Here is a 25,638-nt window from a genome sequence, read left to right on the forward strand (position 1 = left end):
CATTTAGATTGCAAAGCGCGATTTCAGTTTGTCATTGAAAGTTCACTACTAAATAAGCTACTCGGCGAAAAACACCATTGGTATAATTAGCGGCACGAAACAATGAGTGACACTATAGTTAATTTATTGAGTAATCTATATTTAGGTATTCATCATGAAGAAAAATCGATGGCAACCTACAATATTGGCTTTTGCTTTTTGGTTGCCTGCTTCCACTTTTGCCTCTAACGATCTTTACGGACCACTTCGATCTTACGCTCAATCGCCAATCCAAGTGGTCAGTCATACCAACCATCTCCGCTCTGGGTTTAACTTGCCTTCAGAGTACATAGAAGCTTATGGCTCGGCGACAATAGCGAGTGTTTGGGCTCATACCGACGAATACGCTTTGGATTATTACCACAACCAATTAGAAATTGGAGCTAAGTGGCAAGTCAGTTCTCAATGGCAATGGGAACTCAATTATCGCTGGGTATTTGCTGCAGATAATCATCTGGATGGCTTAACAGAGAGCTTTCATGACCTATTTGGAATTGGACAAAACGGGCGAGATAAAGTTGATAAAAACCGCTTTTACATCTCAATGCCGCAATATGACGTGTTGGAAGACGGCTTCGAAGGCCAAACCATCGCGAACAACCTCTCGACGTACGTTCAATACCAAATATTGCAAAATGAACGTCATGGTCTTTCGCTAGGAGGAAGCCTCTATTATAACAAAGTCGCGCACGGTACCTTTAAAGGCAGTAACTTTGAGCAAGGCGTGCAACTCAATTACTCTTATCTGTACGGAGCACACGCTTTCTATTCAATGTTCGGGATGACTTTTCGTTCTGACGATCGTGCTCTTCTCGATTTACCTTACCGCCACAACACCGCTGCAATGGCGGGCGGATATCGTTATGCACCTTGGGAAAACCACCACTTTATTGTTGAATACCACTGGTATCAAGGATCCACAGAGGGGCCAGCAGAATTTGCCGATGCGTCAAATGAAATTGTGATGGGATATCGCTATCTCATGGGCAACTCTGCCCTTGAAATCATGGCGATAGAGAATGCGAGAAATATGGATAACAGTACCGATATCGCATTCACGATTGGATATCGGTACCTACTTTCATCTGACTCGGAAAGCGAGTTTTTATAGACTCAAGGTTGGTGCCACTGCGGCTGCCACTTGCGCATCAGTGGCATTGATTGGCAATGTGAATGAGCGATACTGATCACCTGAGAAGCTCAAAGAACGGTCAATTTCAGCCAAACAGTGGATCACCTGCCCTTCCAAAATGAAAGACAGCTCAATTTCCTTTGAAGACACAAACCCGCTATTGCGAAACTCAAGCTCTTGATAGATACCAGAACGGGAGGCAAAAGAGCCGCCGCGCAAGAAGCCTTTTTCGACATCTGCTTTCACCATAGTAAAACCAGCTTGTTCAATCGCTCGAATAACGCGAGATGCCACTGGTAGTGGTTTCACTTCAATGTAATCGCGATCTCGTGGGTCGATGGCAAAATCAATATCCAGAGTGGTTTCTACCCAAACATTACACTGGTTCTTCAATGCGCTAACCGCAGTGATAGGTGTTTCATCATGCAGTTTTAGCTCGAAAGGCACTTGTTTTTCTTCATTCGGTTGAATCACAAACGGGTCAACCGCCTTGAGCTGGTCGATAGTGAAGGTTTGATAACTTACGCTATCGTCCACTTCAACTTTCATTTCTGTGTTCAATTTAATGGTGATAGCGTCGATCTGCTGTTCAACATCCCCACCTTTGATATGAACATGTCCCTTCAGCGTCGCACCTTGAAACACGCTCATTTCATCCAAAATAGTATCCACTTTTGCAGATCCAATACCCAACGATGCTTTTAATTTCTTAAACATGCCTTTCCTTTTTTGCGACTGTTTTTATTAGTTGTGCTTTGTTTACACAATTGCCTTATAAGCTGCAAGCAATAGACCGCAAGAATACGGCTTGATTCCATTATCGATTCAAAAAATATCAAATCAGCCAAATCATTCAGCAAGCAAATGCCCGTTATTTGTATCTAAATGTCGTATTTGTCGATAACTATTTGCAATTTGTACTTAAATTGAGCAGTATTTGTATAGTCAATTTAAAAGGTATCATTATGTCTGCGCCACTCTACATGCAAATCAAACAATTTATCCTCGATAAAATTGATTCCGGAGATTGGATGGTCGGACAGCGCATTGCGACTGAAATCGAGCTGACTGAACAGTTCGGTGTAAGCCGAATGACAGTAAACAAAGCGATACGAGATTTGGTGAATGAAGGAAAACTACAGCGTCGCCCAAGGTTGGGAACGTTCGTTTGTGACCCTAGTGAGAAATCAGAATCCCCATTACTAGATATTCGCAATATAGCGGAAGAAGTCAGTGACCGAGGACGCCTATACAGCAGTAAAGTAGTTCAACAAGTCGCGATAAAAGCGGATGATAGCATTGCAATAAAACTTGGTGTAATGCTTGGTACAACAGTGTTTTACAGTGAGATCATTCACTATGAAGACAGCACACCTATTCAGTTAGAACTGCGTTGGGTAAACAGCCAATACGCCCCGAGTTATCTTAACCAAGACTTCACCCAAATTACTCCTAATCAGTACCTATCTAATAACTGTCCGTTGAGCGCGATTGAACACACGGTTGAAGCCATTGTTCCCGATAATCGCATCAAACTGGATTTGAAAATGCAGGCCAATGAACCTTGTCTTCTTCTTAATCGTAGAACATGGAGCCAAGACAAATTGGTCAGTACAGCTCTACTCTACCACCCAGGTAACAAGTACAAGCTGAGCTCTAAAGTTCTGCTCTAGGTGCATATAAATAGCCTTTCTCACTACGTTTTGATCACATTTTAGCAACATCACGCTTGTCATCGCATTCTTTTTGACCTATTTATTTGTATATACATTTAAAGATACAAATCAAAGTAGGAACTGAGAGAATGGATTTGCTGATTGAGAATGCCCGATTAGTTAGCATGGAACGAGGTGAAGCAGGTTACTTACCAACGCCACCAGCCCGTGTTGGTATTCAAACTGGTAAAATCGCGGCTATCAGTGCTCATCCAGTTGGAAGTGACACCCCTCAAATAGAAGCGCTTCTGTCTCCTCAACACTATTCGCAAACTATCGACCTACAAGGTCAACTTCTGACGCCGGGACTCATTGATTGCCACACCCACTTAATTTACGCGGGGAATCGCGCTAATGAATTTGAGATGCGCTTAAACGGCGTGCCTTATCAGGAAATAGCGAAGCAAGGTGGCGGTATCCTTTCCAGCGTAAAGGCCACTCGAGCAGCTACTGAAGAGCAATTAATTGAGCTCGCGTTGCCTCGTTTAGATGGCTTGTTAGCAAGTGGGGTTACGTCGGTTGAAGTAAAATCAGGCTACGGCTTGACGCTCAAAGACGAACTAAAAATGCTGCGTGCTGCAAAAGCCTTAGAACAAGAGCGTAAAGTCAAAATCACAACTACCCTTCTTGCCGCTCATGCTTTACCGCCTGAATTTGAAGGTCGCGCAGACGATTACATCGAACATATTTGTCAGGAAATCATCCCAATCGTCGCAGAGGAAAACTTGGCTACCAGTGTGGATGTGTTTTGTGAGTCTATCGGTTTTAATTTGGATCAAACCGAAAAAGTATTTGCGACAGCGAAACAATATGGCTTACACGTAAAAGGCCACACAGAGCAACTATCGAACCTTGGTGGCACTGAATTGACTGCACGGTACGGAGGCCTTTCGGCTGACCATATCGAATATCTCGATGAAGACGGTGTGATCGCCCTTTCGAAATCCGATACCGTAGCCACACTACTACCCGGTGCTTTTTACTTTTTGAGAGAAACTCAGTTACCACCGATTGAGCTACTAAGGAAGTACCACGTGCCAATGGCCATCGCCACCGATGTAAACCCAGGTACATCTCCCTTTTCCGACCTGACTCTAATGATGAATATGGCATGCACCCTATTTCGTCTCACGCCACAAGAAGCATTGCGCGGCGTAACGCAACATGCTGCACGAGCACTTGGCTACACCAACTCACGAGGAGTGATAAAAACAGGTTTCGATGCGGACTTTGCTATCTGGGATATCGAACACCCAGCAGATTTAAGTTACCAAGTCGGAGCAAAACGCCTCGTAGGTCGTATAGTAAATGGTGAATATGTTTCACACGGAGGCTTTTAATATGTCTCAGTCAGATTTACACCAGCAAAAATTTCACTGGCAAGGCCGTCATGATGCTGAAGATGGCAAATTGGGTCAACGCATTCACCACGTCGTTAAACATCAAAAAACAAGCGAGCTAGAGAGAGCCTCTCAAGGCGTATCCATTCTGGGTTTTGCTACCGACGCAGGCGTTGCGAGAAACAAAGGCCGAATTGGAGCGAAAAAAGCACCAGATTTGATTCGTAGAGCGTTAGCGAATCTCGCTTGGCATAAAGATGCCCCGCTTTATGATCTTGGGACTGTCGTTTGCGATGATGACTTGTTAGAAGAAAGCCAATCACGCTGTGCAAACCTCATTTCAGAAGCGCTACCTCACACGCCAACTATCGTTTTGGGGGGCGGACACGAAATTGCGTGGGCATCGTTTTCTGGTCTAGCGGAATATTTCAAAACGCATCATCCAGAAAAAAAGCCAAAAATTGGCATCATTAACTTCGATGCGCACTTCGATTTGCGTGCGTTCGAAAGTTCATTAGCGGATGTAAAACCAAGCTCAGGTACACCATTCAACCAAATTCATCATTTTTGTCAGCGTAATAATTGGGCTTTCCATTACGCCTGTTTGGGGGTGAGTCGCAGCAGCAACACGCAAGCTTTGTTCCAAAAAGCAGACGAGCTGAACGTATGGTATGTAGAAGATAGTCAACTCAATTACTTGAATCACAGCTACCACCTAACCCAACTGCAACACTTTATCGACGATTGTGACTATCTCTATCTCACCATTGATTTGGATGTATTCCCAGCAGCAACCGCGCCAGGCGTAAGTGCTCCTGCGGCTAGAGGTGTAAGTTACGACACAATCGCACCTTTTTTAGAACGAATTCTTCACTACAAAAACAAGCTTATGTTAGCTGACATCGCAGAGTACAACCCGAATTACGATGTCGATAGTCAAACCGCTCGCTTAGCTGCCCGTTTGTGTTGGGACATCGCCAACGCCATGGTGGAGAAAGAACATAAACCTCAGCCTATTAAATAACCATCACTTTGAAACCTAAGTGAATTTGGAATAACAAGACCAAGCAAGCACTTGGTCATCACGAGAAACTAAAGGAGTCTGAAAATGACACAGCGCCAGGGACAAGATCCACGACTTGATACAAGCAGAACAATTCGTGCACCTCACGGAAATAAACTGCGCGCAAAATCTTGGCTTACAGAAGCCCCACTTCGTATGCTGATGAACAACCTAGATCCTGATGTGGCAGAACATCCACATTCATTAGTGGTATACGGCGGCATTGGTCGCGCAGCACGAAACTGGGAATGTTACGACAAGATTGTAGAAGTACTGGAAAGACTCGAAGATGACCAAACGCTTTTAGTGCAATCAGGTAAACCTGTGGGTGTTTTTCCAACCCACAAAAACGCACCGCGCGTGCTCATTGCCAACTCAAACTTGGTTCCGCATTGGGCAAATTGGGAACACTTCAACGAGCTTGATAAGCAAGGTTTGATGATGTACGGCCAAATGACCGCGGGTAGCTGGATTTATATCGGTTCACAAGGCATCGTCCAAGGCACTTACGAAACCTTCGTGTCAGTTGCGAAAAAGCACTTTAACGGCGATGCAAAAGGTCGCTGGGTTCTAACTGGTGGTCTTGGTGGCATGGGTGGCGCTCAGCCACTTGCGGGCACCATGGCAGGTTTTTCAATGATTGCCGTTGAGTGTGACGAATCACGTATCGATTACCGTCTACGCACTGGTTATGTTGACCAAAAAGCGACTTCCCTAGACGAAGCACTCGCAATCATCACAGAATCGGACACGCCAGTATCTGTTGGCCTTCTAGGTAACGCGGCCGACGTTTTCTCAGAGCTTGTTGAGCGCAATATCACACCAGATGTAGTTACTGACCAAACCTCTGCGCATGACCCATTAAATGGTTACCTACCACAAGGTTGGAGCATGTCTCACGCAGCAGAAATGCGTCTGCAAGATGAAGCCGCTGTTGTAAAAGCAGCGAAGAAATCCATGGCAGTACAAGTGCAAGCGATGCTTGATCTGCAAAGCCGTGGCGCGGCGACACTCGATTACGGTAACAACATTCGTCAGATGGCACTGGAAGAAGGCGTAGAAAATGCGTTTGATTTCCCAGGTTTCGTTCCTGCTTATATTCGTCCTTTATTCTGTGAAGGCATTGGGCCTTTCCGTTGGGCAGCTCTATCAGGTGATCCAGAAGACATTTACAAAACCGACCAAAAAGTAAAAGAGTTGATTCCTGACAACCCACATCTGCATAACTGGTTAGATATGGCGCGTGAGCGTATTCAGTTCCAAGGTCTTCCGGCTCGTATTTGCTGGGTAGGTTTGAAAGATCGTGAGCGCCTTGGTCAAGCGTTCAACGAAATGGTGAAAAATGGTGAGCTGAAAGCTCCTATCGTTATTGGTCGCGACCACTTAGATTCAGGCTCTGTAGCAAGCCCGAACCGAGAAACAGAAGGCATGATGGACGGCTCTGACGCAGTATCAGACTGGCCACTATTAAACGCATTATTGAACACTGCTGGCGGCGCAACATGGGTATCACTTCATCACGGTGGTGGCGTCGGTATGGGCTTCTCCCAACACTCGGGTATGGTCATTTGTTGTGACGGTAGTGACGATGCTTCTCAACGCATTGCTCGCGTACTGCATAACGACCCTGCAACGGGTGTAATGCGTCATGCTGATGCGGGATATGATATCGCCAAACAATGTGCAGCCGAGCAAGGACTGGATTTACCAATGCTCAACGAAGAACTGAAGAAGCTCAAGTAAGGATGAAAGAGATGTTAAATTTAACGCTAAAGCCAGGTCATATTAGCTTAAACGAACTGCGTCAAGTGAGCCGTTCCCCGGTTAACCTTACTTTGGACCCAGAGGCCATTCCGGGCATTGAAGAAAGTACTCAAGTCGTCGATCGCGTCATTGCGGAAGATCGTACCGTCTATGGTATCAACACCGGTTTCGGTCTTTTGGCAAACACTCGAATTGCACCGGAAGACTTAGAAACGCTGCAAAGAAGCATTGTTTTATCTCACGCTGCGGGTATCGGCAAATTCATGTCTGATGAAACCGTCCGCCTCATGATGGTTTTAAAAATCAACAGCTTGGCTCGTGGATTTTCTGGCATTCGTTTGAAAGTCATCAACATGTTGATTGATTTGGTCAATGCACAAGTTTATCCATGCGTCCCTCAAAAAGGCTCGGTGGGCGCTTCAGGCGATTTGGCTCCCCTAGCCCACATGAGTACGGTGCTGCTTGGTGAAGGTCAAGCACGTCACAATGGCCAAATCGTATCCGGCTACGAAGCACTAAAAATTGCTGGTCTTGAGCCTATTACACTAGCGCCAAAAGAAGGCTTGGCGTTACTCAATGGTACACAGGCTTCAACAGCATTCGCGCTAGAAGGTCTGTTTATTGCCGAGGATCTTTTCGCGTCAGCAACCGTGTGTGGCGCCATGTCTGTAGAAGCCGCACTAGGTAGCCGACGTCCGTTCGACCCTCGAATCCACCGCGTACGTGGTCATCGTAGCCAAATGGACGCAGCACTCGCATACCGTCACCTACTGGATACATCAAGTGAAATTGGTGAATCGCACACTAACTGTGAAAAAGTGCAAGACCCATACTCACTGCGTTGTCAGCCGCAAGTAATGGGCGCGTGTTTGCAGCAAATTCGTAACTCCGCTGAAGTATTGCAAGTAGAAGCGAACTCCGTTTCTGATAACCCATTAGTATTTGCAGAAGATAACGACATCATCTCCGGCGGTAACTTCCATGCAGAACCTGTTGCGATGGCAGCCGATAACTTAGCTCTCGCCATTGCAGAAATTGGCAGTTTGTCTGAACGTCGTATGGCACTTCTCATCGACAGCGCGCTATCAAAACTACCGCCATTCTTAGTCGATAATGGTGGCGTGAACTCTGGCTTCATGATTGCTCAAGTAACCTCTGCGGCATTAGCAAGTGAAAATAAGACCCTTGCTCACCCAGCCTCAGTAGACAGCTTACCAACATCAGCAAACCAAGAAGACCACGTGTCAATGGCGACATTCGCGGCTCGAAGACTGAGAGAAATGGGTGAAAACACTCGCGGCATTCTGGCTGTCGAATATCTATCGGCGGCGCAAGGTTTGGATTTCAGGGCGCCAAATAAATCGTCTGAGCGAATCGAAATTGCAAAACAGATGCTGCGTGAAAAAGTGTCGTTCTACGATAAAGACCGTTACTTTGCACCCGATATCGAGCAAGCAAACACGTTGTTGAAACTCGCTCTACATAACGCACTGATGCCAGAGAACCTTCTGCCAAGCGTACATTAACCTGTAGAAGCAAACTTCAGTCTAGGCTCCACCTCTTCGTGGAGCCTTTTTTGTGTCTATACTCTTAACAATTCGTGAGTGATATCAGAGTCGCGCGACGCACTTATTCGCATCATAAATGGATAAGCCATTCAAGCATGTGTTTTTAAACGTTTATCTGCTGATTTGGGTGCGCATTGTCAAAATGCAGTGAACTTTCTACTGGATGGACCATTGCTACTCAGATATTCGCATATAATCCCTTACAGTTTTGGTTACTACTTAATAATTATGTTTCTAACACCTTATTTTTCAAACAATAATCATCAATTTCAATTCACTCGTGAACAAGCAAGTCACTTTGCTAAGCGCGTGGCTGGTGATTACAACCCTATTCATGATGAAGATAACAAACGCTTTTGTGTGCCTGGCGACCTGCTATTTGCCGTTCTACTAAGTAAAGAAGGCATCAGCCAAAAAATGCGCTTTCGTTTCTCTGGCATGGTAAATGATGGCATTGAGCTGCATATTGAAAATAAGTGTGAAAAAGAAAGCGCAGTCGTAGATGAGGCAGGCAAAGAATACTTGCACATGTCTCGTGAAGGCGAAACCAACCACAACCCGGCTTTTATTGAGCATGTGGTAACAAATTACGTGCAGTTTTCTGGCATGAACTTCCCGCACATCATGGTTCCTCTTATGGAAGAGAAACAAATGATGATCAACTGTCAGCGTCCACTGGTTATTTATGAAAGCATGGAAGTGGAATTTTCACGCTTAGACCTTACACATCCTGAAGTGGATTTCACTGGTGCGACGTTTGATGTAGATGGCAAGCGTGGCGTGGTGACTTTGAACTTCGCATTCAAAGAAGACGGTGAAGTGGTCGGTAAAGGTATTAAACGCATGGTAGCGAGTGGTTTGAAGCCATACGATCAAGAAGCCGTTGACGACCTTGTACACCGCTTTAATGAGCGTAAGGATGCATTCCTAGCAAAGTTCGTTAAGGCAGCGTAACAGACTGCCGAATTAGCGATAATAATCGGATACCAAAAAGAAGGCCCAACGATTAATGTTGGGCTTTCTTTTTACTTAAAAAATGAGTCGATGGCAGCTCGGTATTCAAATCCAGCGACGAACTTGGTTTTTATAATCCAAGTATTCATCACCAAACAACCTTTCCAATACATGTTCTTCTGGTTTGATTTGAAATCGATTCATATAACTGACAAACAACACACCGCAAAGCACCACACTTAAATGTTGCCACCATAAACCCACCGCAATGATGAGCAGTAACAACGCCATGTACATTGGGTTACGTGAGAAGGCAAACACGCCAGTTCTTACAACGGAAGATGCTGCATCAGGTTTTACTGGGTTCACGGTAGTCTTTACTTTGCGAAATTCATATACACCGGCAATCCCCATGTAGCCAGACAACAAAGTTAGTGCGCCGACTACAAACTCAACAAAGGGCACTCGAATGTTCATGCTCGGCGTCAAGACTTTAAGCCCGTACATCAAGAGTATGACCAGCATAAACACCGCAACAGGTGGGACTTTGAGTTCAAGTTTTCTCAAGGTTCAGATCCTTTGAAATGGAATGTTCATCATTGGGCAAAAAGCCCAGTTGGACTGGGCTTGATGTCATTATACCAAAGTTAACAGTGCTTGAACGGGATGCTTAGGCTTTGTTCCTTCAAAGCGTTTTACTTGGCTTCGGCAAGAATAACCAGTAATCAAACATCTTTCGTTATCTAACTTATCTAGGTTTGGTTTCCAACTTAAATTGTATATGTCTTTCGACATCGACAGCTTATCAACCTCGTGGCCAAATGTACCCGCCATGCCACAACAACCAACCGGTACTGTATTCAATACCGCGCCAAAGTGAGCAAAAATAGCGCCCCATTCTTTCTCTGCGTTCGGCATTTTGGTTTTTTCAGTGCAGTGCGCAAACAAGTACCACGGTTCCTGGTTTTCCCGTTGCTTTGCTACTTCAAACGCTTCCAACCTTGGGTACAGCCATTCGTGTGCCGTTAGCACATCGAAATCGCCTCGCTTGCTACCGAGTACTTCCGCGTACTCATCTCGATAGCACAGCACCAATGCCGGATCAACGCCGACCAACGGAATGTCTAAGTCCGCCACCATAGCCAAGAACTTCGCCGTATCAGCCGCGGTATCTTTAAACTGGCGTAGGAAGCCTTTGATGTGTTGCGCTTTACCATTTGGCTTAAATGGCAAAAGCACTGGATGCATACCTAGCTTTTTAACCAACTTGACGAAGTCTTCAACAACGTCCGCATCGTAATAACTGGTAAATGGGTCTTGAACGATTAATACGTGCTTGCTCTTTTCAGTCGAAGACAAACCACTCAACGCTTGCAGATCATACGGCGTTGTCAGCGACTCTACGCGCTGTTTCAACGTAGGAACAGACAACAACGGCGCATCCACATACCCTACTGTTGAAGCCGTTAAACTCTTCACCCACGACTGTTTCAATACGCCGTTCACGACTGCTGGTGCCTTTGCCATCATTGGCAGCATGGTTTCAATGTTGGCAACCAAATAATCTTTTGCCGGACGCTGATAGCGCGAGTGATAAATGTTTAAAAAGCGGGAACGGAAACTTGGAACATCCACTTTGATCGGACATTGGCTCGCACACGCTTTACACGCTAAGCAGCCGTTCATTGCTTCATAAACTTCATGAGAGAAATCGTATTCGTGACGACGATTAATGGAATGACGCACACGATCAATCATGGTTTTGATCGATGTTTTGTTTTCTAACGTTTGCTTTTCTAGGTCAAGAATATCAATACCTTGCTCAGTAAGCTGACGCAACCATTCACGAACCAATCCAGCGCGCCCTTTTGGCGAATGACGACGATCAGCCGTCACTTTCATCGATGGACACATCGGCGAACTGGTATCGTAGTTAAAGCACAAACCGTTCCCGTTACATTCCATCGCTTGCTTAAAGCTGTCACGTACTTGTACGTCAATTTGGCGATCATAGTAACCACGTTTGGTGTCGGTTACTTTTACCAACTCTGCATCGCTATCAAGTGGCGTACAGATTTTGCCTGGGTTCATTTTATTATGTGGGTCGAATGCAGCTTTTACGCGTCGAAGCTCAGTAAACAACTCTTTGCCAAAGAACTCCGGACCATATTCCGAGCGGAAACCTTTACCGTGCTCACCCCACATCAGGCCGCCGTATTTCGCTACCAGCTTGACGACTTCATCAGAGACTTCATGCATCAATGCTTCTTGGTGCGGGTCGCACAAATCCAACGCAGGACGCACGTGCAGCACCCCTGCATCAACGTGACCAAACATACCGTAATTCAGAGACTTGCTATCTAATAGTTCGCGGAACTCTACGATGAAATCGGCCAAGTTTTCTGGTGGTACACACGTATCTTCAGCGAATGCAACCGGTTTAGCGCGTCCTTTTGCAGCGCCTAACAAACCCACCGCTTTTTTACGCATGTTGTAGATACGTCCAATACTCGCTACATCGTTACAAACTTGGTAGCCGATAATGCCCGCTTCTTCTGTTTCCAACATGATATCGAGTTTGGCGGTTAACGCCGCGACCTGCGCAGTAACTTCTTCTTCGTCTTGCCCTGCGTATTCCACCATATTAATGCCAAGCATTTCTTTGTTTGGCACGTCGGTGATCAGATCGCTCACGGTGTGCCAGACAATGTCTTTCTTCGCGAGATTAAGTACTTTTGAGTCAACAGTTTCGACAGAAAGAGCTTTCGCTTCGACCATAAATGGCGCGTTGCGCAGTGCAGAGTCAAAGCTGTTGTATTTCACGTTAACTAAGGTACGCGCTTTCGGAATTGGCGTCAGGTTTAGCTTCGCTTCCGTAATAAAGGCCAATGAGCCTTCTGCTCCACACAGCACTCGTGTGATATCGAAGCGGTCATCTTCTTCATTTAACGCGTTCTTTAAGTCGTAGCCCGTTAGGAAGCGGTTGAGAGGAGGGAATTTATCCACAATCTGCTGGCGTTTATCTCGACAAACTGATTCCGTCACTTGTAACGCCGTAGCGGCAAACTCGCCTTCTTTTGGATAACCATGAGACAAATCAGACTCTAAAATCGAGCCGTCAGCAAACACCGCTTGCAACGACAGTACATGATCAGACGTTTTCCCGTATTTAAGAGAGCCTTGACCAGAGGCGTCGGTATTTACCATCCCGCCAATCGTTGCGCGGTTGCTGGTCGACAAATCTGGAGAGAAAAAGTAGCCGTAAGGACGAACCGCATCGTTCAACTGATCTTTCACAACACCAGTTTGAACGCGAACCCACCCTTCATCTTCATTCACTTCCAATACTTTGTTCATGTGGCGAGACAAATCCACCACAATGCCTTTGGTCAGCGACTGGCCATTTGTACCGGTACCGCCACCACGAGGGGAGAATGTGATTCTTTCGTACTTTTCTTGATTGCTCAGTTTCCCGATGAGAGAAACATCTTGAGTCGTTCGAGGATGGACGACTGCTTGAGGAAGTTGCTGGTAAACGCTGTTGTCAGTAGCGACAGCTAAACGACTTGAATATTGGCTTTCGATGTCGCCAGTGAATCCGGCTTGCTCAAGCTCTTTCAGAAAACGAAGAACAAGAGGATCGACATCAGTTTGCGAGTGTAATCTTGGTAACATTTGCTTCCTGCCCCTACGACGCTGATCCCATCAGCTGCGGGTTATCTAATTATTTGCTCATTTCTCATACAGCGCAGCTATCAGCACAACAAGACGCCGCAAAAAAAGTGAGAGGAGTAATATTCTTTGAATTTCGTCACTTTACAACATTTAAAAAGGCGATCAAATCAGAATCTCAATACAATAATTAAACTTATGCTTTATTTTTTGAGGCTTGATGCCTTACATTGGGATAGAAATCGCGTTTCTAGATGAGCTTTCAGAATGAAAAAAAATAAAGTTGTTACCACGGAAGATATCCTTCTAAAACTTTGCCAGTCTGTTTCTGGCGTTCTTACTTCGGCCACCTCTTCTCAAGTTAATTACTCCGCAATGGTTCAAAAGATCAACAAGACCAGCCTCAAACCAGATTTTGGCTGTTTTGTCCTATTTGATGGCGGATTTACCGGACTTGTAGTGATTAACTTTACTGCAAAAGCCGCTTTAGAGATTTACACCAACTACATGCGTAACATGGGCATGCCAGAAGAAGAATTGGCTATCTCCCATACTTCTGATGAAGTTGCAGACGTATTGGGTGAACTCATGAATCAATTGGTCGGTGACTTTACCAATAAAATCCGTAAAGAACTGCAAACCAACATCACGCAAAACCAACCGAAGATGCTGGCGCTGAACAAGCAGGTAATTTTGCAAGTTGATACCAATTTGGATCGCCCTCAAGCACGTCGTGTGACGTTCTCGACCGCGAACAACAACATTTTCTATTTAGAGCTAGCGATGGACAAAACAGAGTTCATCCAGCTTGAAGAATTTGAAATTGCAGAAGATGAAAACCCAGATGACATCTTAGAAGCCGCGCGTAAAAACATGGCAGAAAAAGAGTCGGAATCTTCGAACTCTAAAGATGAGGCTGACGACTTACTGAGCCAACTGGGTTTGTAACCGTCAGCCACGCCATCCCAAGAGAAGTCATCTCGATAAGGTAATATCGTTTCGCCTAATTAAGACGACCTAAAAACGCCTAGCCTCGCTCCTTGCGGGGCTTATTTTTTCTCGGAAGAAACCACTTCCACCTCGCCTTGTATTTCGTTTTTATGTCAAAAAAGGTAATATGTCTGACTTCGTAAATTTTCTGCTTTCGTTACTGGTTGTCGATGGATAAACAAAAAGCTCTGAAAAAAATCGCCAAGTGTTTGGAACTGGGTAACTCCGCCAACGTGAATGAGGCGGCAAACGCCATCAAGATGGCGCATCGCCTTATGCTCAAATATGGTTTGGACAAAGACGATATTGAGTTTATCAAAATGGGAAAAACTCAATCTTCCCATTTGTTGCCGTCCAACATCAGTTCTACCCTATTGCGCGTGATTCGTGGCATTAACACTAAGTTTGGTGTTGAAGCCGTCTTGTTGAATCATAAAGGGCTTAAACGCGTTGAGTTTATTGGTGAAGCCGATCGCGCGATCTTTGCTGCCTTTGCTTTCGACATCATCTATCGAGAATTGAATGAAAGCACCGGCCAGTTCCGTAATAGCTTTGCAGGTTCAGGTACGTCTTCAATGGAAGTGACTCGTCGCGTTAACTCTTTTGTTTCTGGCTGGGTAGAAGGCGCACTTGAAAAGCTACCTGTGATCTCACCAGATGAAGAGTCTGCAAACAAAATCAATGATTACATTGATAAAGAGTTTCAGAACATCGACCGCGAAACGTTCAAAAAGCAATTAAGAGAAGCCATGAAGAATCTGACGGAAGACTACGAAGTCGGATTAAAGAAAGGCAGAAAAGTCTCTGTAAACCGTGGTGTCGGTGGAGAACAAGCCAGAAAAATGTTGGGCAACACCTCGAAATAAGCGCAACATACTCAACTAGATACGTAAAAGTGGGTTGATATTGAGCGTTATAAGAAAATTCTTACACAGCTTTCTATCAATCTTACTTTCGCATAACAAATATCAATATCTACTGATTCATAATTCGCATCCCATTATGAGGCACTCTTTCGCCTCAGTTTTATACGGAGATTTTCCCTTGAAAAAGATGTCTATTGCACTGGCACTAGTGCTAGCTCTTACAGGCTGTCAAGCTACTCAACGCCAAAATGCAACAACGGGTGAATACGAAACGAACTCTACCACGCAAGGCGCGCTAATTGGTGCTATTGCTGGTGCAGCGATCGGTTTGGCAACTGGTGATAACGCAAAAGAACGTCGTAAACATGCTCTTATTGGTGCGGCGGCAGGCGGTGCTACTGGAGCAGGCGTCGGTTATTACTTTGACCAACAAGAAGCAGAACTGCGTCGTGCGTTGCTAAACTCTGGCGTACAAGTACAGCGTGTAGGTGAAAACCAACTTCTACTTCGCATGGAAAATGGCATTGGCTTCTCTTCAAGCTCATACCAACTGGATGCAAGCATCCACAATACTCTACGTGGTGTTGCTCGTATTCTGGTTGAATACCCAGATACAAGCCTAGTCATTGATGGCTACACAGACAGCACTGGTAGCGAATCATACAACCAAACGCTTTCTGAGCGTCGCGCGGAATCTGTTCGTCAGTTCCTAGTGTCTCAAAAAGTGGCTCCAGGCCGTGCAATTGCACGTGGCTACGGTGAGCGCAATCCAATTTGCTCAAACCAAACTTCTGAAGGTCGTGCTTGCAACCGCCGTGTTGAAATCCAGATCTTGCCACTGAAGTAATTTGGTAGCACCATAACGGTAATAACAAAAATTACCGGAGCAGGCCTAGCAACTTACGCTAGGCCTGACACATTCAATGTCATTCAAAACCATCACCCTATCCTTTACGTTAAGCAGCTGTCTTTCTGTATCTGCATTTGCTTCTCAAGCACCAACATCCCCAGCAGAACAATTTGAACTGGCGCAGCAACTGGCTCTTTCTCCAAAATCAGATTCGCCATCGGATGTTCGCTATTGGCTAGAGCAATCCGCAAGCCAAGGCTATTTACCTGCACAGAAACAGCTGGCCGAAGACTATTCCCGAGGATTGACCGGTGCGGTTAATTACTCACAGGCAACGTATTGGTTTACCTCTGTAGCGTTGAATGACCCTCGCGACCGCGGGTTCTTGTTAGCGGACTTTGTTCAGCATCACCAAAAAGACATCACCACCAGCGATCTCGTTGAAGCGTGGTACCAATTAGCCTCGGACACAAACCCTCAAGCGGAAGAAGCTTACAACCACTATCTTGAAGAGCGCTTCAATCAACTGCGTGCAAAACAAGTCTCCGAAATTGTGGAATTAGATAAAGAAGCGACAAAAGAAGAGCAGCCTGTCGCTCCACAATCAACCGTAACGTCTGATAATGGCACGATTATGTGGTTGGCTATTGGTGGATTGGTGATCGCTCTAGCAGGCTTCGGCGGATGGGCAATTCTAAGAAAACAACAACGAGCCTTGGCCGCACTGTCTTCCCAAGAGGCAAACCAAACTCAGCAACTTGATGCGAAAGTAAAAGAGTTAGAGTTCACGAATAAACAATTGAAGCGTCAGCTGGAGAAAGTATTCAAAGAGTTTAAAAAGACTCGTAGCCAATCCGACAATCATAAAGTTGCGGTTGCCTGCGCGATGTTTGGTTACACACCACAAACCATTCCTGATAACCAAGCAGTGAAACTCCGCTATCGACAACTTTCAAAACTCTATCATCCAGATACTCGTGGAAGTGAAGAAGAGATGAAACGTTTGAACCAGGCGTTTAAAATCATCTCACAAAATGTTACAAAATCGTAAACCACAACTAGAGGGCGCTTGATGGCTAGCTTTAAGTCTAAGTAAAACAAGGTTCGCAATCGATCTCGCTCTCAAACAAATTAACAGACATTTAACGTCAATCTCTTTTTCATGCCATAATGCCCGGCGAAAAATAACACCTAACGACTCATATTTATCTAGGTGGGGAGAAAATCAATGTTCACTGAAGAAGGCACCTGCGATTGGTGTAAAAAACCTAGTTTTGTTACTCGTCACGATTATGTAGATGGCAAATATCATCACTCTTGCCAAGCCTGCTACGACATGGCGAAGATCGATGTTCGTCTATTTAACCAAGGCGAAATGCAAATGCGTGAGCGCATGGCACAACGAGCGAGCTAATCCGGTTAGAATCAATGGAACTGATTTTCAAAAGCGCCTTTTAGGGCGCTTTTTTGATCGCTTATGATTCACATCTCTTCCCCATAATCACGACGTAAACATGCTCATCGTGTAACTCATACCTGTATCGACCATCAAAAACCACTGTATAACACCAACAAAAGCACTGTGTATACAGTAGTAAACACCTGTATATACCACTCGGATAATGTTGCTAACTTCACACTTTTCAATCCATACCCAACATATCAAGAACAAAAACAATTCGTTAAAAATCAATATCTTAAAAAACCACTCAACTATCAACGATAGTTATCTCACGTACTCATCAGTAAAAATGGGTTGATCAGATACCCAAAACAAACTACTGTATACACATACAGCATGTATAAAGGAACAGTAAGATGCAGTTACAAAGTCAATCTCGTACATACTCACGTTACAACGTACTGGCACAAACCACTCAACCAATGGATGTGTCTGATCAGCTTCTTTCTAAGTTGGCAGTATTGTCACAGCAAAAACAATGGATTCTGTTTACCGCTGAGTGTCCTCGTCCTGATTTTGAGCAACTCACTGCTTCCAATATTTGCTGCAAAAACGTTATTCAGATGAAGCCGTCCCAACAGCTTTCTGAAGTCGAAATCGTTATCAAAGCCATTCAGTCTGGCAATGCCAGCGCGGTTGTCGCATCAAACAAAATTGCTCTTATGAACCAATCCATGTTGCGTGACATCGCTCAGCGTTATCAGTGTGAAGTCTTTTTCGTCGATGGCAGAGTAAACCAGTATCACTAACAAGATCGACGTTATCCATCCTGCATCTCGCCTCCTTTTAAGGGGGCATTTTTTGTATTAAAGAAAAGAGGCAAACGTTTGCTTTTTCTCTGGCGAGTTAAAATAGTTCTGGTATGATGCCCTCATTCGATTTATTCAGCTGATATTTTCCGCTGAATATCTTCTCCTTAAGACGTTTGATTAAGATGATAGGAATGTCGCAATGAGCCTTGCTAATCAAGTACTTGCCGTCAATGACGACCTGCCAATTCGCACCCACAAACCCGTACACAGCGGAAAAGTTCGTTCAGTTTACTGGTTAACTGAAGAAGACAGTGCCCGACTGATCAAAGAGAAAGGATACGATGTCGCACCAGATGCGCCCCTGGCCATCATGGTGATCAGCGATCGTATTTCTGCTTTCGATTGTATTTGGCATGGTGAAGGTGGGCTTAAAGGTGTTCCGGGTAAAGGTGCCGCATTGAATGCCATTTCAAATCATTGGTTTAAGCTTTTTAAAGACAACGGCTTAGCCGACAGCCACATCTTAGATATTCCTCACCCATTTGTTTGGATCGTTCAAAAAGCAAAACCGGTAAAAATTGAGGCAATCTGCCGTAAATACATCACTGGTTCCATGTGGCGTGCATACGCAAATGGTGAGCGCGATTTTTGTGGTATTCAACTTCCTGAAGGGTTAGAAAAAGATAAAGCGCTACCGGATTTGCTAATGACTCCGTCAACCAAAGGCATCCTAAAAGGCATTCCTGGCGTACCAGAAGCAGACGATGTGAACATCACTCGCCAAAATATCGTGGACAACTATGAAGCGTTTAACTTCTCAAGCGCAGAAGATATCGCTCAGTACGAAAAACTGTTGAAAGAAGGCTTTAACGTTATCAGCCAAGCGTTAGAAGAAATCGACCAAATCTTTGTCGATACCAAATTCGAATTTGGTTATGTTCATGACGCCGCAGGTAATGAAAAGCTGATCTACATGGATGAAGTTGGCACGCCAGATTCTTCTCGTATTTGGGATGCAAAGGAGTACCAAGCAGGTAACATCGTTGAAAACTCGAAAGAAGGTTTCCGTCAGTTCCTACTTAACCACTTTCCTGACCCAGATATCTTATTGAACAAAGAACGTATGCCAGAGCGCGAAGCTCTTGCACGCGATAACGATCTTCCTGTTGAATCTTTGATGGATATTTCAAGAACCTACATTGGTATCGCCGAGAAAATTACAGGTAAACCAATTACGTTAAGCGAAAATCCAAAAGCTGAAATCATCGAAATTCTCAGCAAAGAGTACGGTTTGATCGACTAGCTATCTGAAAGCTGATTGAAAATTGCCAACAAAAAAGTCCGCCTTGATGAGCGGACTTTTACTTTTTCGCCAGTTTAGATTAGATAATGTCTAACGTTGTGCCATTTGTCGTAGACGCCGACTTCGTCGTCACCTGATACTTTTTATCTTTGATGGTCGACACCAAGTACCACGTTGATTGAGCGGCATCAGCAGTAAAGGTCACTCGCATAAAGCCACGTTGTTTGATGTCAGCCCATTGCAGCTCGGAGACTAAATGCGGCAAGGTGTATTCCATTTGAGCAATCGCTACCGGATCCAACGCCAAATACTCTTCTAACCCCGGAGAGCTCACCGAGCTCGTCGCAAACTCGACCCCTATCGGATTGTTTGACACATCTTTTAACTCACTTGCCCACGCGTTGTGAGTATCGCCCGCTAAACACACAAAATTGCCACTACTTGCTTTGGCCAGTTGGTAGACTTTTTCACGCTCGACATAGTAACCATCCCAAGCATCGAGGTTGTAAGGCAGAGAAATGGGATCTGCACTTGGATCGGCAAGATAACCTGTGATCGCTGTATTCACCGCCAACAAAGCTTCTGTTTTCTTCTCTTCTGTTGACGTAAACAGTTGGAACATCGCCGTCATCACTGAACTTGGTAGCTCCATTCGCGACATCAAAACTTGTTGGCCTAGAACGTTCCATTTTGCATCGTGCGTGTTGAATTCATTCATCAACCAAGCAAGTTGTTCAGTGCCTAGCAGTTCTCTGTCTGCACTGCGTGATTGAGCAACTAACCCACCGATAGCTTCCATTGTTGGTGCACTGAGTGAGAAGTAATCCAACGGTTTATCACGACCGACAAGGCGCGTATCGAGCATCATGAGATTCACTAAGTTGCCAAATGAAAACTGACGATAAATCAACATGTTTGAGAATGTATTCTCACGAACTGGCAACCACTCAGTCCATGCAGCCGCAGCGGCGGCTCGACGGTCGATAAAGCGACCTTCGTCGTCTTGATGGTTCTCTGCGCCATTTTTCCATGTGTCATTAGCTAACTCGTGATCATCCCAAACTGCAATCATGGGCAGTTTGGCATGTAATGCTTGCAGATCGGCATCTTGACGATATTGGGCGTATCTTTTTCGGTAATCGTCCAGCGTGATACATTCTGCACCTTTGCTCGGTTCGCGCCCTAATGCAGCGGCATCTTCACTGGCATAGCCTCCAGCCCCATATTCATAAATGTAGTCACCAAGATGTAACACAACGTCAAATGGCGATTGTTCATGTTGATTTAAGATCTCGCGATAAACGTGGAAATAACCCGCTGGATAGTTGGCGCAAGACACCACCGCCATCGATGCTTTTTCTACACCATCCTCAGGCAGAGTTTGAGTTTGCCCTACCTCACTCATCATCTCGCCGACTATAAATCGGTAGTAGTACTGAGAATTGGCGTTGAGGTTTTGTACGTCCACTTTTACCGTGAAATCACGTCCTGTATCGGTAGTGAATACGCCACTTTGCACGACATTGGAAAACTCCATGTCGGATGCGACTTGCCAGCTCACATCCACGTAACTCGCGGCTGTAGTCACCCGCGTCCAAATAATCACTTGTGTTTGAGTCGGATCGCCACTGGCAACACCATGTTCAAAACTAACGGCAACGGATTCATTATCGTCGCTGCCACAACCGATTAAACCGGTAGCAACGGCGGTTGAAGAGACAACTTTCATAAAGTCTCGACGAGACAAAGACATACTGACTTCCTTTCTTATTGTGTTTTTGTTTTTGCCCAAATAACGCAACGAATAAAAATCTCCCTATCCGCAGACAAAAGAGTATTGATTCGAGCTCACAGCGCCGATTATTTGGGTCGGTAATTTGTCCTAAAAACACTAAGTTAGAAGCTAGTTATGACAATTGCATTTCCAAAGGTTACATTTTTGTTAAATTAAGTGTAAATACTCTGTATTCATCACACTTCCAACAAAAGTGGCATTGGACTAAGCCAATCAATAATATGAGCTAGACAGAGCAGGTGGAATGCATAGCACTTGAGATACGAAAAAAGCGACCCAGAGAGGTCGCTTTTGTGGTGATTCTATTTAAGCGTATAAGTGAGATTAGAAGGCCACGCTCAAAACTTGATATTCAGAACATCTTGCTCCGACGCATCGACCTTCAACTTACTGCGAGATTCAATATATTCAATCTGCTTTGAGTCGAGTGAATATGGCATGACAACACGTAATTCATTTATCCCTTCATGCTTTGCGAGCTGAGTTAAACGAACTAAGTTCGATTCATCACTTTGACGTGAAGACATCGATTTTAATGCCGCATCCCAGAGTCGATCTTCCGGTCGGCTCAACTCTGCAATGTTCTGCTTCCACATCAAACCAAAAATGGGCGCAATGGTCGCGAACGCCTCTAAGAAGGTCCATTTCTTACTTCCTGTAGCTCCTAAAAAGCTGGTGTAGTCGAACTCAATGCATGTCTTTCCTTGTTGATCCATTCTCTGCCCCCGACACTCGAAAATGAGATATACCAAATATCGTTCAACTATTTTGATATAGCAATGGGATATAAAAGAATAGTCTTTTATGCCCTTAATTACATTCAAAAGGAAATATTAAAACCAGCTTTGTAACAAGTGATGCACAGCTTCGCCATATATAAGCATTCAATTGATTAATATTTCAAACAGCAAACTAAAAACAGGGCTTAAGCGACGATGTCAATACCAAAAGCTTATAGATTCATCAGCTTAATACCAAGCCCAACACGGGTTTGAGAATGATCATAGTCGATCAGCGTTTCACCATAGCCATGGTAACCTTGAAGATATACACCAAGAATGTCATTGAAATAGAATGTGTAACCTAGTTCAACCCCACCTTTATCATCAGCAAAGTTGTAAAAACCGCGTGTATTGACCACGCCCGCACGGGTATAAACTTTCGCCCACAACTCGTAAGGTGCGTAGTAATTTTCCATGTCGTCATTTTCTGTGGTAATCACCCACCATGCATGTACGCCATACTCGACTGGGCCAGAAAAACGCTCGGCAGCGACATATAGACGATCCCAACTGCGTGACAGTTTGCTGGATTGACCGTTCGATTCATGTTTGTAACCGGCTTCAACATGATTGAACAACAACATGTTCGATTGATGCGCTAAGAACACTTGCGGCTTGTAGTTTGTTTCTCTAAATGGCGATGAGATATCAGAGTTTGCCAGTTGCCATAGGGACTTTTGAGTATAAGCCCCCATCAAAGCAGTGCCTGAGCTGAAGCGATAAAATGGAATTGATGCTGAGATCTGAAACTTCACTTCAAAATCTTGCAGTGAATCCATCTCTGAGCCCATTTCGCTGTAGGCGCTTTGGTTGATGTCTGTGGTGTATGTACCTAGAACATAGTTGTCTTCGTAGGTAGAGATATGGGTAATGTCTTTTCCGTAAGCAAGTACGGGGCACAACAAGAGCGGAATTACTTTATACTTCATCGTTATCCTTTTGCCGCCAAATCATAAAGCGGCAATATCATTCCTTATCATCGATAACTTCGACAATAAACAGCAAGGGAAAAGCGGTTAAGGCAATTTTCATTCCGGATTTTATAATTAGCTGAAGATTTTACAATAAGCCGTAGATACACAGCTCAATATCTACCAACTCGTTGATAAAATTCGTTTATTTGACATCCACCACACGGCTGGCTTTTTTGTACTGAACTTTCCACCCAGCCCATCTTGGAAGTTCCCAGCGTTTAGGGTCACCTTTGCGATTTCCTTCTGTGTAGATGACATGAACCAACTTGCGAGACACAAAATATTCCACATCAAGCTTGAGCTCAGCTAACACGAGCTTCAGAGGGTACTGCTCTGTGAAGTCGTTGTATTCCCACTCGGGAATGCCTTCAAATGGAAGGTCATCGGCCTCGAACAACTCGATGTCATCAACACTTTCAACGCCGAGCGTTGCCAGTTGTTCAGTCAGCCAAGTAGAAAAACAAAGTTCATCAATGACTTTCTTATCCACCAGTTCAGTATTCAGACCTAGAGAGTTGTAGATTTTCCAGTGCTGAATTTGTTGTTTTCGTAATGGAGCAAAGCCTGGCAACAACATTTCTTGTTCGATCATGTCGGCAATAGATTGAATCGCCACTTCACCTTGTAACGCTTGATGCTCAGTGAATATTGTCCGACCAGCGTACACTAAGTGCATAGTTGCTAGCGGAGTCTCATCTTCATATTGAGTATCACCTTGGTGCCATTCTCCCAGTTCGAGCGTTTTAATGAGGTCGAGCGAAATCGGCATCATGACAGATGCAAGGTTGAGCGTTTGTTTAACTCCCCTACCCGGTACGCTGTGGCTATCTAGCACCAAAGCCGCTTCACTTTTATCCGGAAAACGACTGTTTCGACCAACGACCATTTCCATCGAACCATTGCCAAGTGCATCTCGGCGACGCTCTCTCCGCACAAACACCAATTCAGGATGCAAAGCCGCTATCGCTTGAGTCAGTTGATCTCGTCGATAACGCGAAGCCACTTCCAATTGAGGCAATTCAAATACGTCCCGCATCTGCTTTGCTAAGCCTTGCGCTTCTTCCAGCACACTACTATCTACAATCACTGCAGGAAGCTGTTCTCCACGCACCAATCGAATCATTAGCGACGCGTCACACCCCAGAGGTTCTTCTTGCTCTAGAGCCTCTGCTGCCTCTCCCCCTTGCAGTTGATACAGCTGTGCAGGCACGGAGAGCGCTGCCGCTAAATCGATCATGGCTTCTTTTTCGGCTTTGGTCGGAATGCGAGTCACCAGATCGGCGAATAGCGCATCAATTGGCAGTGGATAGACTTTTTTGCCGTGCTCAGTTACGCCACCGTTATCGTCTAATGCACCCATAGCTTGCAAACACAGAAGAGCTGCGTTCAATGACTTTTCTGGAACCGCATCAAGAAAGTGCAGCTCAGATAAACGATAGCCACAACACGCCGCCGCAAGCATGGGCTCTACCAGCTCTTCACGATGCAACTCCGGTGGCGTGACCAGCTCTAATGGAGCATGTTCGCCAAATAAACGGATACAAGTGCCTTCTGCTACGCGCCCTGCACGCCCCATTCGCTGTGCTGCACTGGCTTTTGAAATGTTGGTTAATGTGAGAGCAGTACGTCCGTTGCGCTGAACCGTTCTTCGCTCCAAACCGCTATCAATTACAACGCGGATGTTAGGAATGGTAAGCGACGTTTCCGCGACATTGGTTGCCAGCACCACTTTGCGCTGCGCTTGAACAGTTAAAGCTCGATGTCGCTCTTCATCACTGACCGAGGCATGAAGTTTCACCACCAGCACATCATCCAAGTGCTGTAACATCTGCGCGCACTGAGCGATCTCTTTTCGACCTGGTAAGAACACCAAGATATCGCCTTCCTCATCTTCAAGGGCTTCTTTTACTGTTTTCACCACGTCATTTTCACACCCTTTTTTATTGGGCAGATGACGACTGTCTATTACTCGATGAGTCACCGAGACAGGAAAACAGCGCCCTTCTGAGCGAAGACGATGAGCATTAAGATAATGTGCGAGCTTTTCGCCCTCTAATGTGGCAGAAGTCACTATCAATCGATGCTGATTTTCTTGCTTCAAAATTGCGGTTAGTAGATCAATGTCCCAGCGACGCTCGTGAAATTCGTCCACTATCACGATGTCGAAGCTTGCAAGTTTGTCTTCCGCAAACCAACGCAACGCTACACCCGGCGTCACAAACACGACTTCCGTGTTCTCATCGAAATACGCATGCAGCTTGATCGCGTAACCAATTTTGTTACCTATCAGCTCACCAGATTGCTCCGCAAGAAACTCAGCTAATGAGGTACAAGCAATTCGACGTGGTTCGATGACCAAAACACGTCCGTGCTTTGCCGCCCAAAGAGGAAGGCGTGTTGACTTACCCGAACCCGTTTCTGCTTCCACGACGAGGTGATGGAGCTTCACGTGTTGGTCAAATTCAGCTTGTAAGCTATCGATAGGCAGTTGAAACATAAAGAATGGATTTTGTTGTGATAATGCTGAGCATTATACCCAAGTGAAAAAATCCTGCTTTAGGTATCTCTTACAACAAATATTGACGATATTTTCGTCGGTAAACGAGTTTTTTTGCGA

21 protein-coding genes are annotated in these 25,638 nt (G+C 45.0%); 14 read left to right on the forward strand and 7 right to left on the reverse strand.

The features are described 5' to 3' along the window. Positions 1–154: 154 nt before the first annotated feature. Positions 155–1,150, forward strand: a complete 996-nt coding sequence (locus tag BIW15_RS15125; protein WP_077281240.1) for a DUF3187 family protein — start codon at positions 155–157, stop codon at positions 1,148–1,150. Here BIW15_RS15125 and BIW15_RS15130 read toward each other — a convergent pair. Then, a complete protein-coding gene (locus BIW15_RS15130; RefSeq protein WP_077281241.1) occupies positions 1,145–1,888 on the reverse strand; it encodes a sporulation protein in 744 nt (247 codons plus the stop codon). The genes BIW15_RS15125 and BIW15_RS15130 overlap by 6 nt on opposite strands. Positions 1,889–2,136: 248 nt before the next feature. On the opposite strand from BIW15_RS15130, the gene hutC reads away from it, so the two are divergent. From hutC to BIW15_RS15160, 6 genes are all read left to right on the forward strand, one after another. Then, entirely contained in the window at positions 2,137–2,844 is a 708-nt protein-coding gene (gene hutC / locus BIW15_RS15135; RefSeq protein ID WP_024702683.1) for a histidine utilization repressor, read from the forward strand. Between the two features lie 131 nt (positions 2,845–2,975). Then, entirely contained in the window at positions 2,976–4,226 is a 1,251-nt protein-coding gene (gene hutI, locus BIW15_RS15140) for an imidazolonepropionase (RefSeq protein ID WP_077281242.1), read from the forward strand. 1 nt (position 4,227) lies between these two features. Continuing rightward, positions 4,228–5,250, forward strand: a complete 1,023-nt coding sequence (gene hutG, locus BIW15_RS15145; RefSeq protein ID WP_077281243.1) for a formimidoylglutamase — start codon at positions 4,228–4,230, stop codon at positions 5,248–5,250. Positions 5,251–5,334: 84 nt separating this feature from the next. After that, positions 5,335–7,032 carry a urocanate hydratase gene (gene hutU, locus BIW15_RS15150; RefSeq protein WP_005462647.1) on the forward strand — a complete coding sequence of 566 codons (1,698 nt, stop codon included), beginning with the start codon at positions 5,335–5,337 and terminating at the stop codon, positions 7,030–7,032. An 11-nt stretch (positions 7,033–7,043) separates the two neighbouring features. Continuing rightward, positions 7,044–8,579 carry a histidine ammonia-lyase gene (gene hutH / locus BIW15_RS15155; protein WP_025502080.1) on the forward strand — a complete coding sequence of 512 codons (1,536 nt, stop codon included), beginning with the start codon at positions 7,044–7,046 and terminating at the stop codon, positions 8,577–8,579. A 270-nt stretch (positions 8,580–8,849) separates the two neighbouring features. Next, on the forward strand, positions 8,850–9,575 hold the full coding sequence (locus BIW15_RS15160; RefSeq protein WP_005462640.1) for a DUF3581 domain-containing protein: 726 nt from the start codon (positions 8,850–8,852) through the stop codon (positions 9,573–9,575). A gap of 105 nt (positions 9,576–9,680) precedes the next feature. On the opposite strand, the gene BIW15_RS15165 is transcribed toward BIW15_RS15160, so the two are convergent. After that, the gene (locus tag BIW15_RS15165; RefSeq protein ID WP_005495530.1) at positions 9,681–10,142 is read right to left on the reverse strand and encodes an isoprenylcysteine carboxylmethyltransferase family protein; all 462 of its coding nucleotides are present in this window, start codon (positions 10,140–10,142) and stop codon (positions 9,681–9,683) included. 69 nt (positions 10,143–10,211) lie between these two features. Next, on the reverse strand, positions 10,212–13,250 hold the full coding sequence (locus BIW15_RS15170; RefSeq protein WP_077281244.1) for an FAD-binding and (Fe-S)-binding domain-containing protein: 3,039 nt from the start codon (positions 13,248–13,250) through the stop codon (positions 10,212–10,214). Positions 13,251–13,514: 264 nt separating this feature from the next. On the opposite strand from BIW15_RS15170, the gene BIW15_RS15175 reads away from it, so the two are divergent. The 7 genes from BIW15_RS15175 to BIW15_RS15205 all read left to right on the forward strand — a co-directional run bounded on the left by BIW15_RS15175 (position 13,515) and on the right by BIW15_RS15205 (position 19,470). Then, complete coding sequence (locus BIW15_RS15175) at positions 13,515–14,195, forward strand: DUF3334 family protein (RefSeq protein WP_025526321.1); 681 nt, start codon at positions 13,515–13,517, stop codon at positions 14,193–14,195. A gap of 212 nt (positions 14,196–14,407) precedes the next feature. After that, positions 14,408–15,103 carry a DUF2786 domain-containing protein gene (locus tag BIW15_RS15180; RefSeq protein WP_005462644.1) on the forward strand — a complete coding sequence of 232 codons (696 nt, stop codon included), beginning with the start codon at positions 14,408–14,410 and terminating at the stop codon, positions 15,101–15,103. 187 nt (positions 15,104–15,290) lie between these two features. Continuing rightward, the gene (locus tag BIW15_RS15185; protein WP_005495535.1) at positions 15,291–15,950 is read left to right on the forward strand and encodes an OmpA family protein; all 660 of its coding nucleotides are present in this window, start codon (positions 15,291–15,293) and stop codon (positions 15,948–15,950) included. A 76-nt stretch (positions 15,951–16,026) separates the two neighbouring features. Continuing rightward, positions 16,027–17,004 carry a J domain-containing protein gene (locus BIW15_RS15190; protein WP_075110664.1) on the forward strand — a complete coding sequence of 326 codons (978 nt, stop codon included), beginning with the start codon at positions 16,027–16,029 and terminating at the stop codon, positions 17,002–17,004. A 177-nt stretch (positions 17,005–17,181) separates the two neighbouring features. Then, positions 17,182–17,367 (forward strand): hypothetical protein, encoded by a 186-nt coding sequence (locus BIW15_RS15195; RefSeq protein ID WP_005462602.1) that lies wholly within the window; start codon positions 17,182–17,184, stop codon positions 17,365–17,367. A gap of 404 nt (positions 17,368–17,771) precedes the next feature. After that, complete coding sequence (locus BIW15_RS15200; RefSeq protein WP_017448643.1) at positions 17,772–18,164, forward strand: SulA-like leucine-rich domain-containing protein; 393 nt, start codon at positions 17,772–17,774, stop codon at positions 18,162–18,164. Positions 18,165–18,366: 202 nt separating this feature from the next. Next, entirely contained in the window at positions 18,367–19,470 is a 1,104-nt protein-coding gene (locus BIW15_RS15205; RefSeq protein WP_020903915.1) for a phosphoribosylaminoimidazolesuccinocarboxamide synthase, read from the forward strand. Between the two features lie 79 nt (positions 19,471–19,549). On the opposite strand, the gene BIW15_RS15210 is transcribed toward BIW15_RS15205, so the two are convergent. The 4 genes from BIW15_RS15210 to BIW15_RS15225 form a co-directional block, all read right to left on the reverse strand. Then, a complete protein-coding gene (locus BIW15_RS15210; RefSeq protein WP_077281245.1) occupies positions 19,550–21,223 on the reverse strand; it encodes an alkaline phosphatase in 1,674 nt (557 codons plus the stop codon). Positions 21,224–21,603: 380 nt separating this feature from the next. Further along, positions 21,604–21,981: a hypothetical protein gene (locus BIW15_RS15215; RefSeq protein WP_005462601.1), complete on the reverse strand. Its 378-nt coding sequence runs from the start codon at positions 21,979–21,981 to the stop codon at positions 21,604–21,606. Positions 21,982–22,217: 236 nt separating this feature from the next. Continuing rightward, the gene (locus BIW15_RS15220) at positions 22,218–22,976 is read right to left on the reverse strand and encodes a phospholipase A (RefSeq protein WP_005462596.1); all 759 of its coding nucleotides are present in this window, start codon (positions 22,974–22,976) and stop codon (positions 22,218–22,220) included. Positions 22,977–23,163: 187 nt separating this feature from the next. Continuing rightward, positions 23,164–25,518, reverse strand: coding sequence for a helicase-related protein (locus BIW15_RS15225; RefSeq protein ID WP_077281246.1), 2,355 nt, complete (start codon positions 25,516–25,518; stop codon positions 23,164–23,166). Positions 25,519–25,638: the final 120 nt, after the last annotated feature.

It is taken from the genome of Vibrio sp. SALL6, assembly GCF_002002385.1.
GTDB lineage: Bacteria > Pseudomonadota > Gammaproteobacteria > Enterobacterales > Vibrionaceae > Vibrio > Vibrio parahaemolyticus.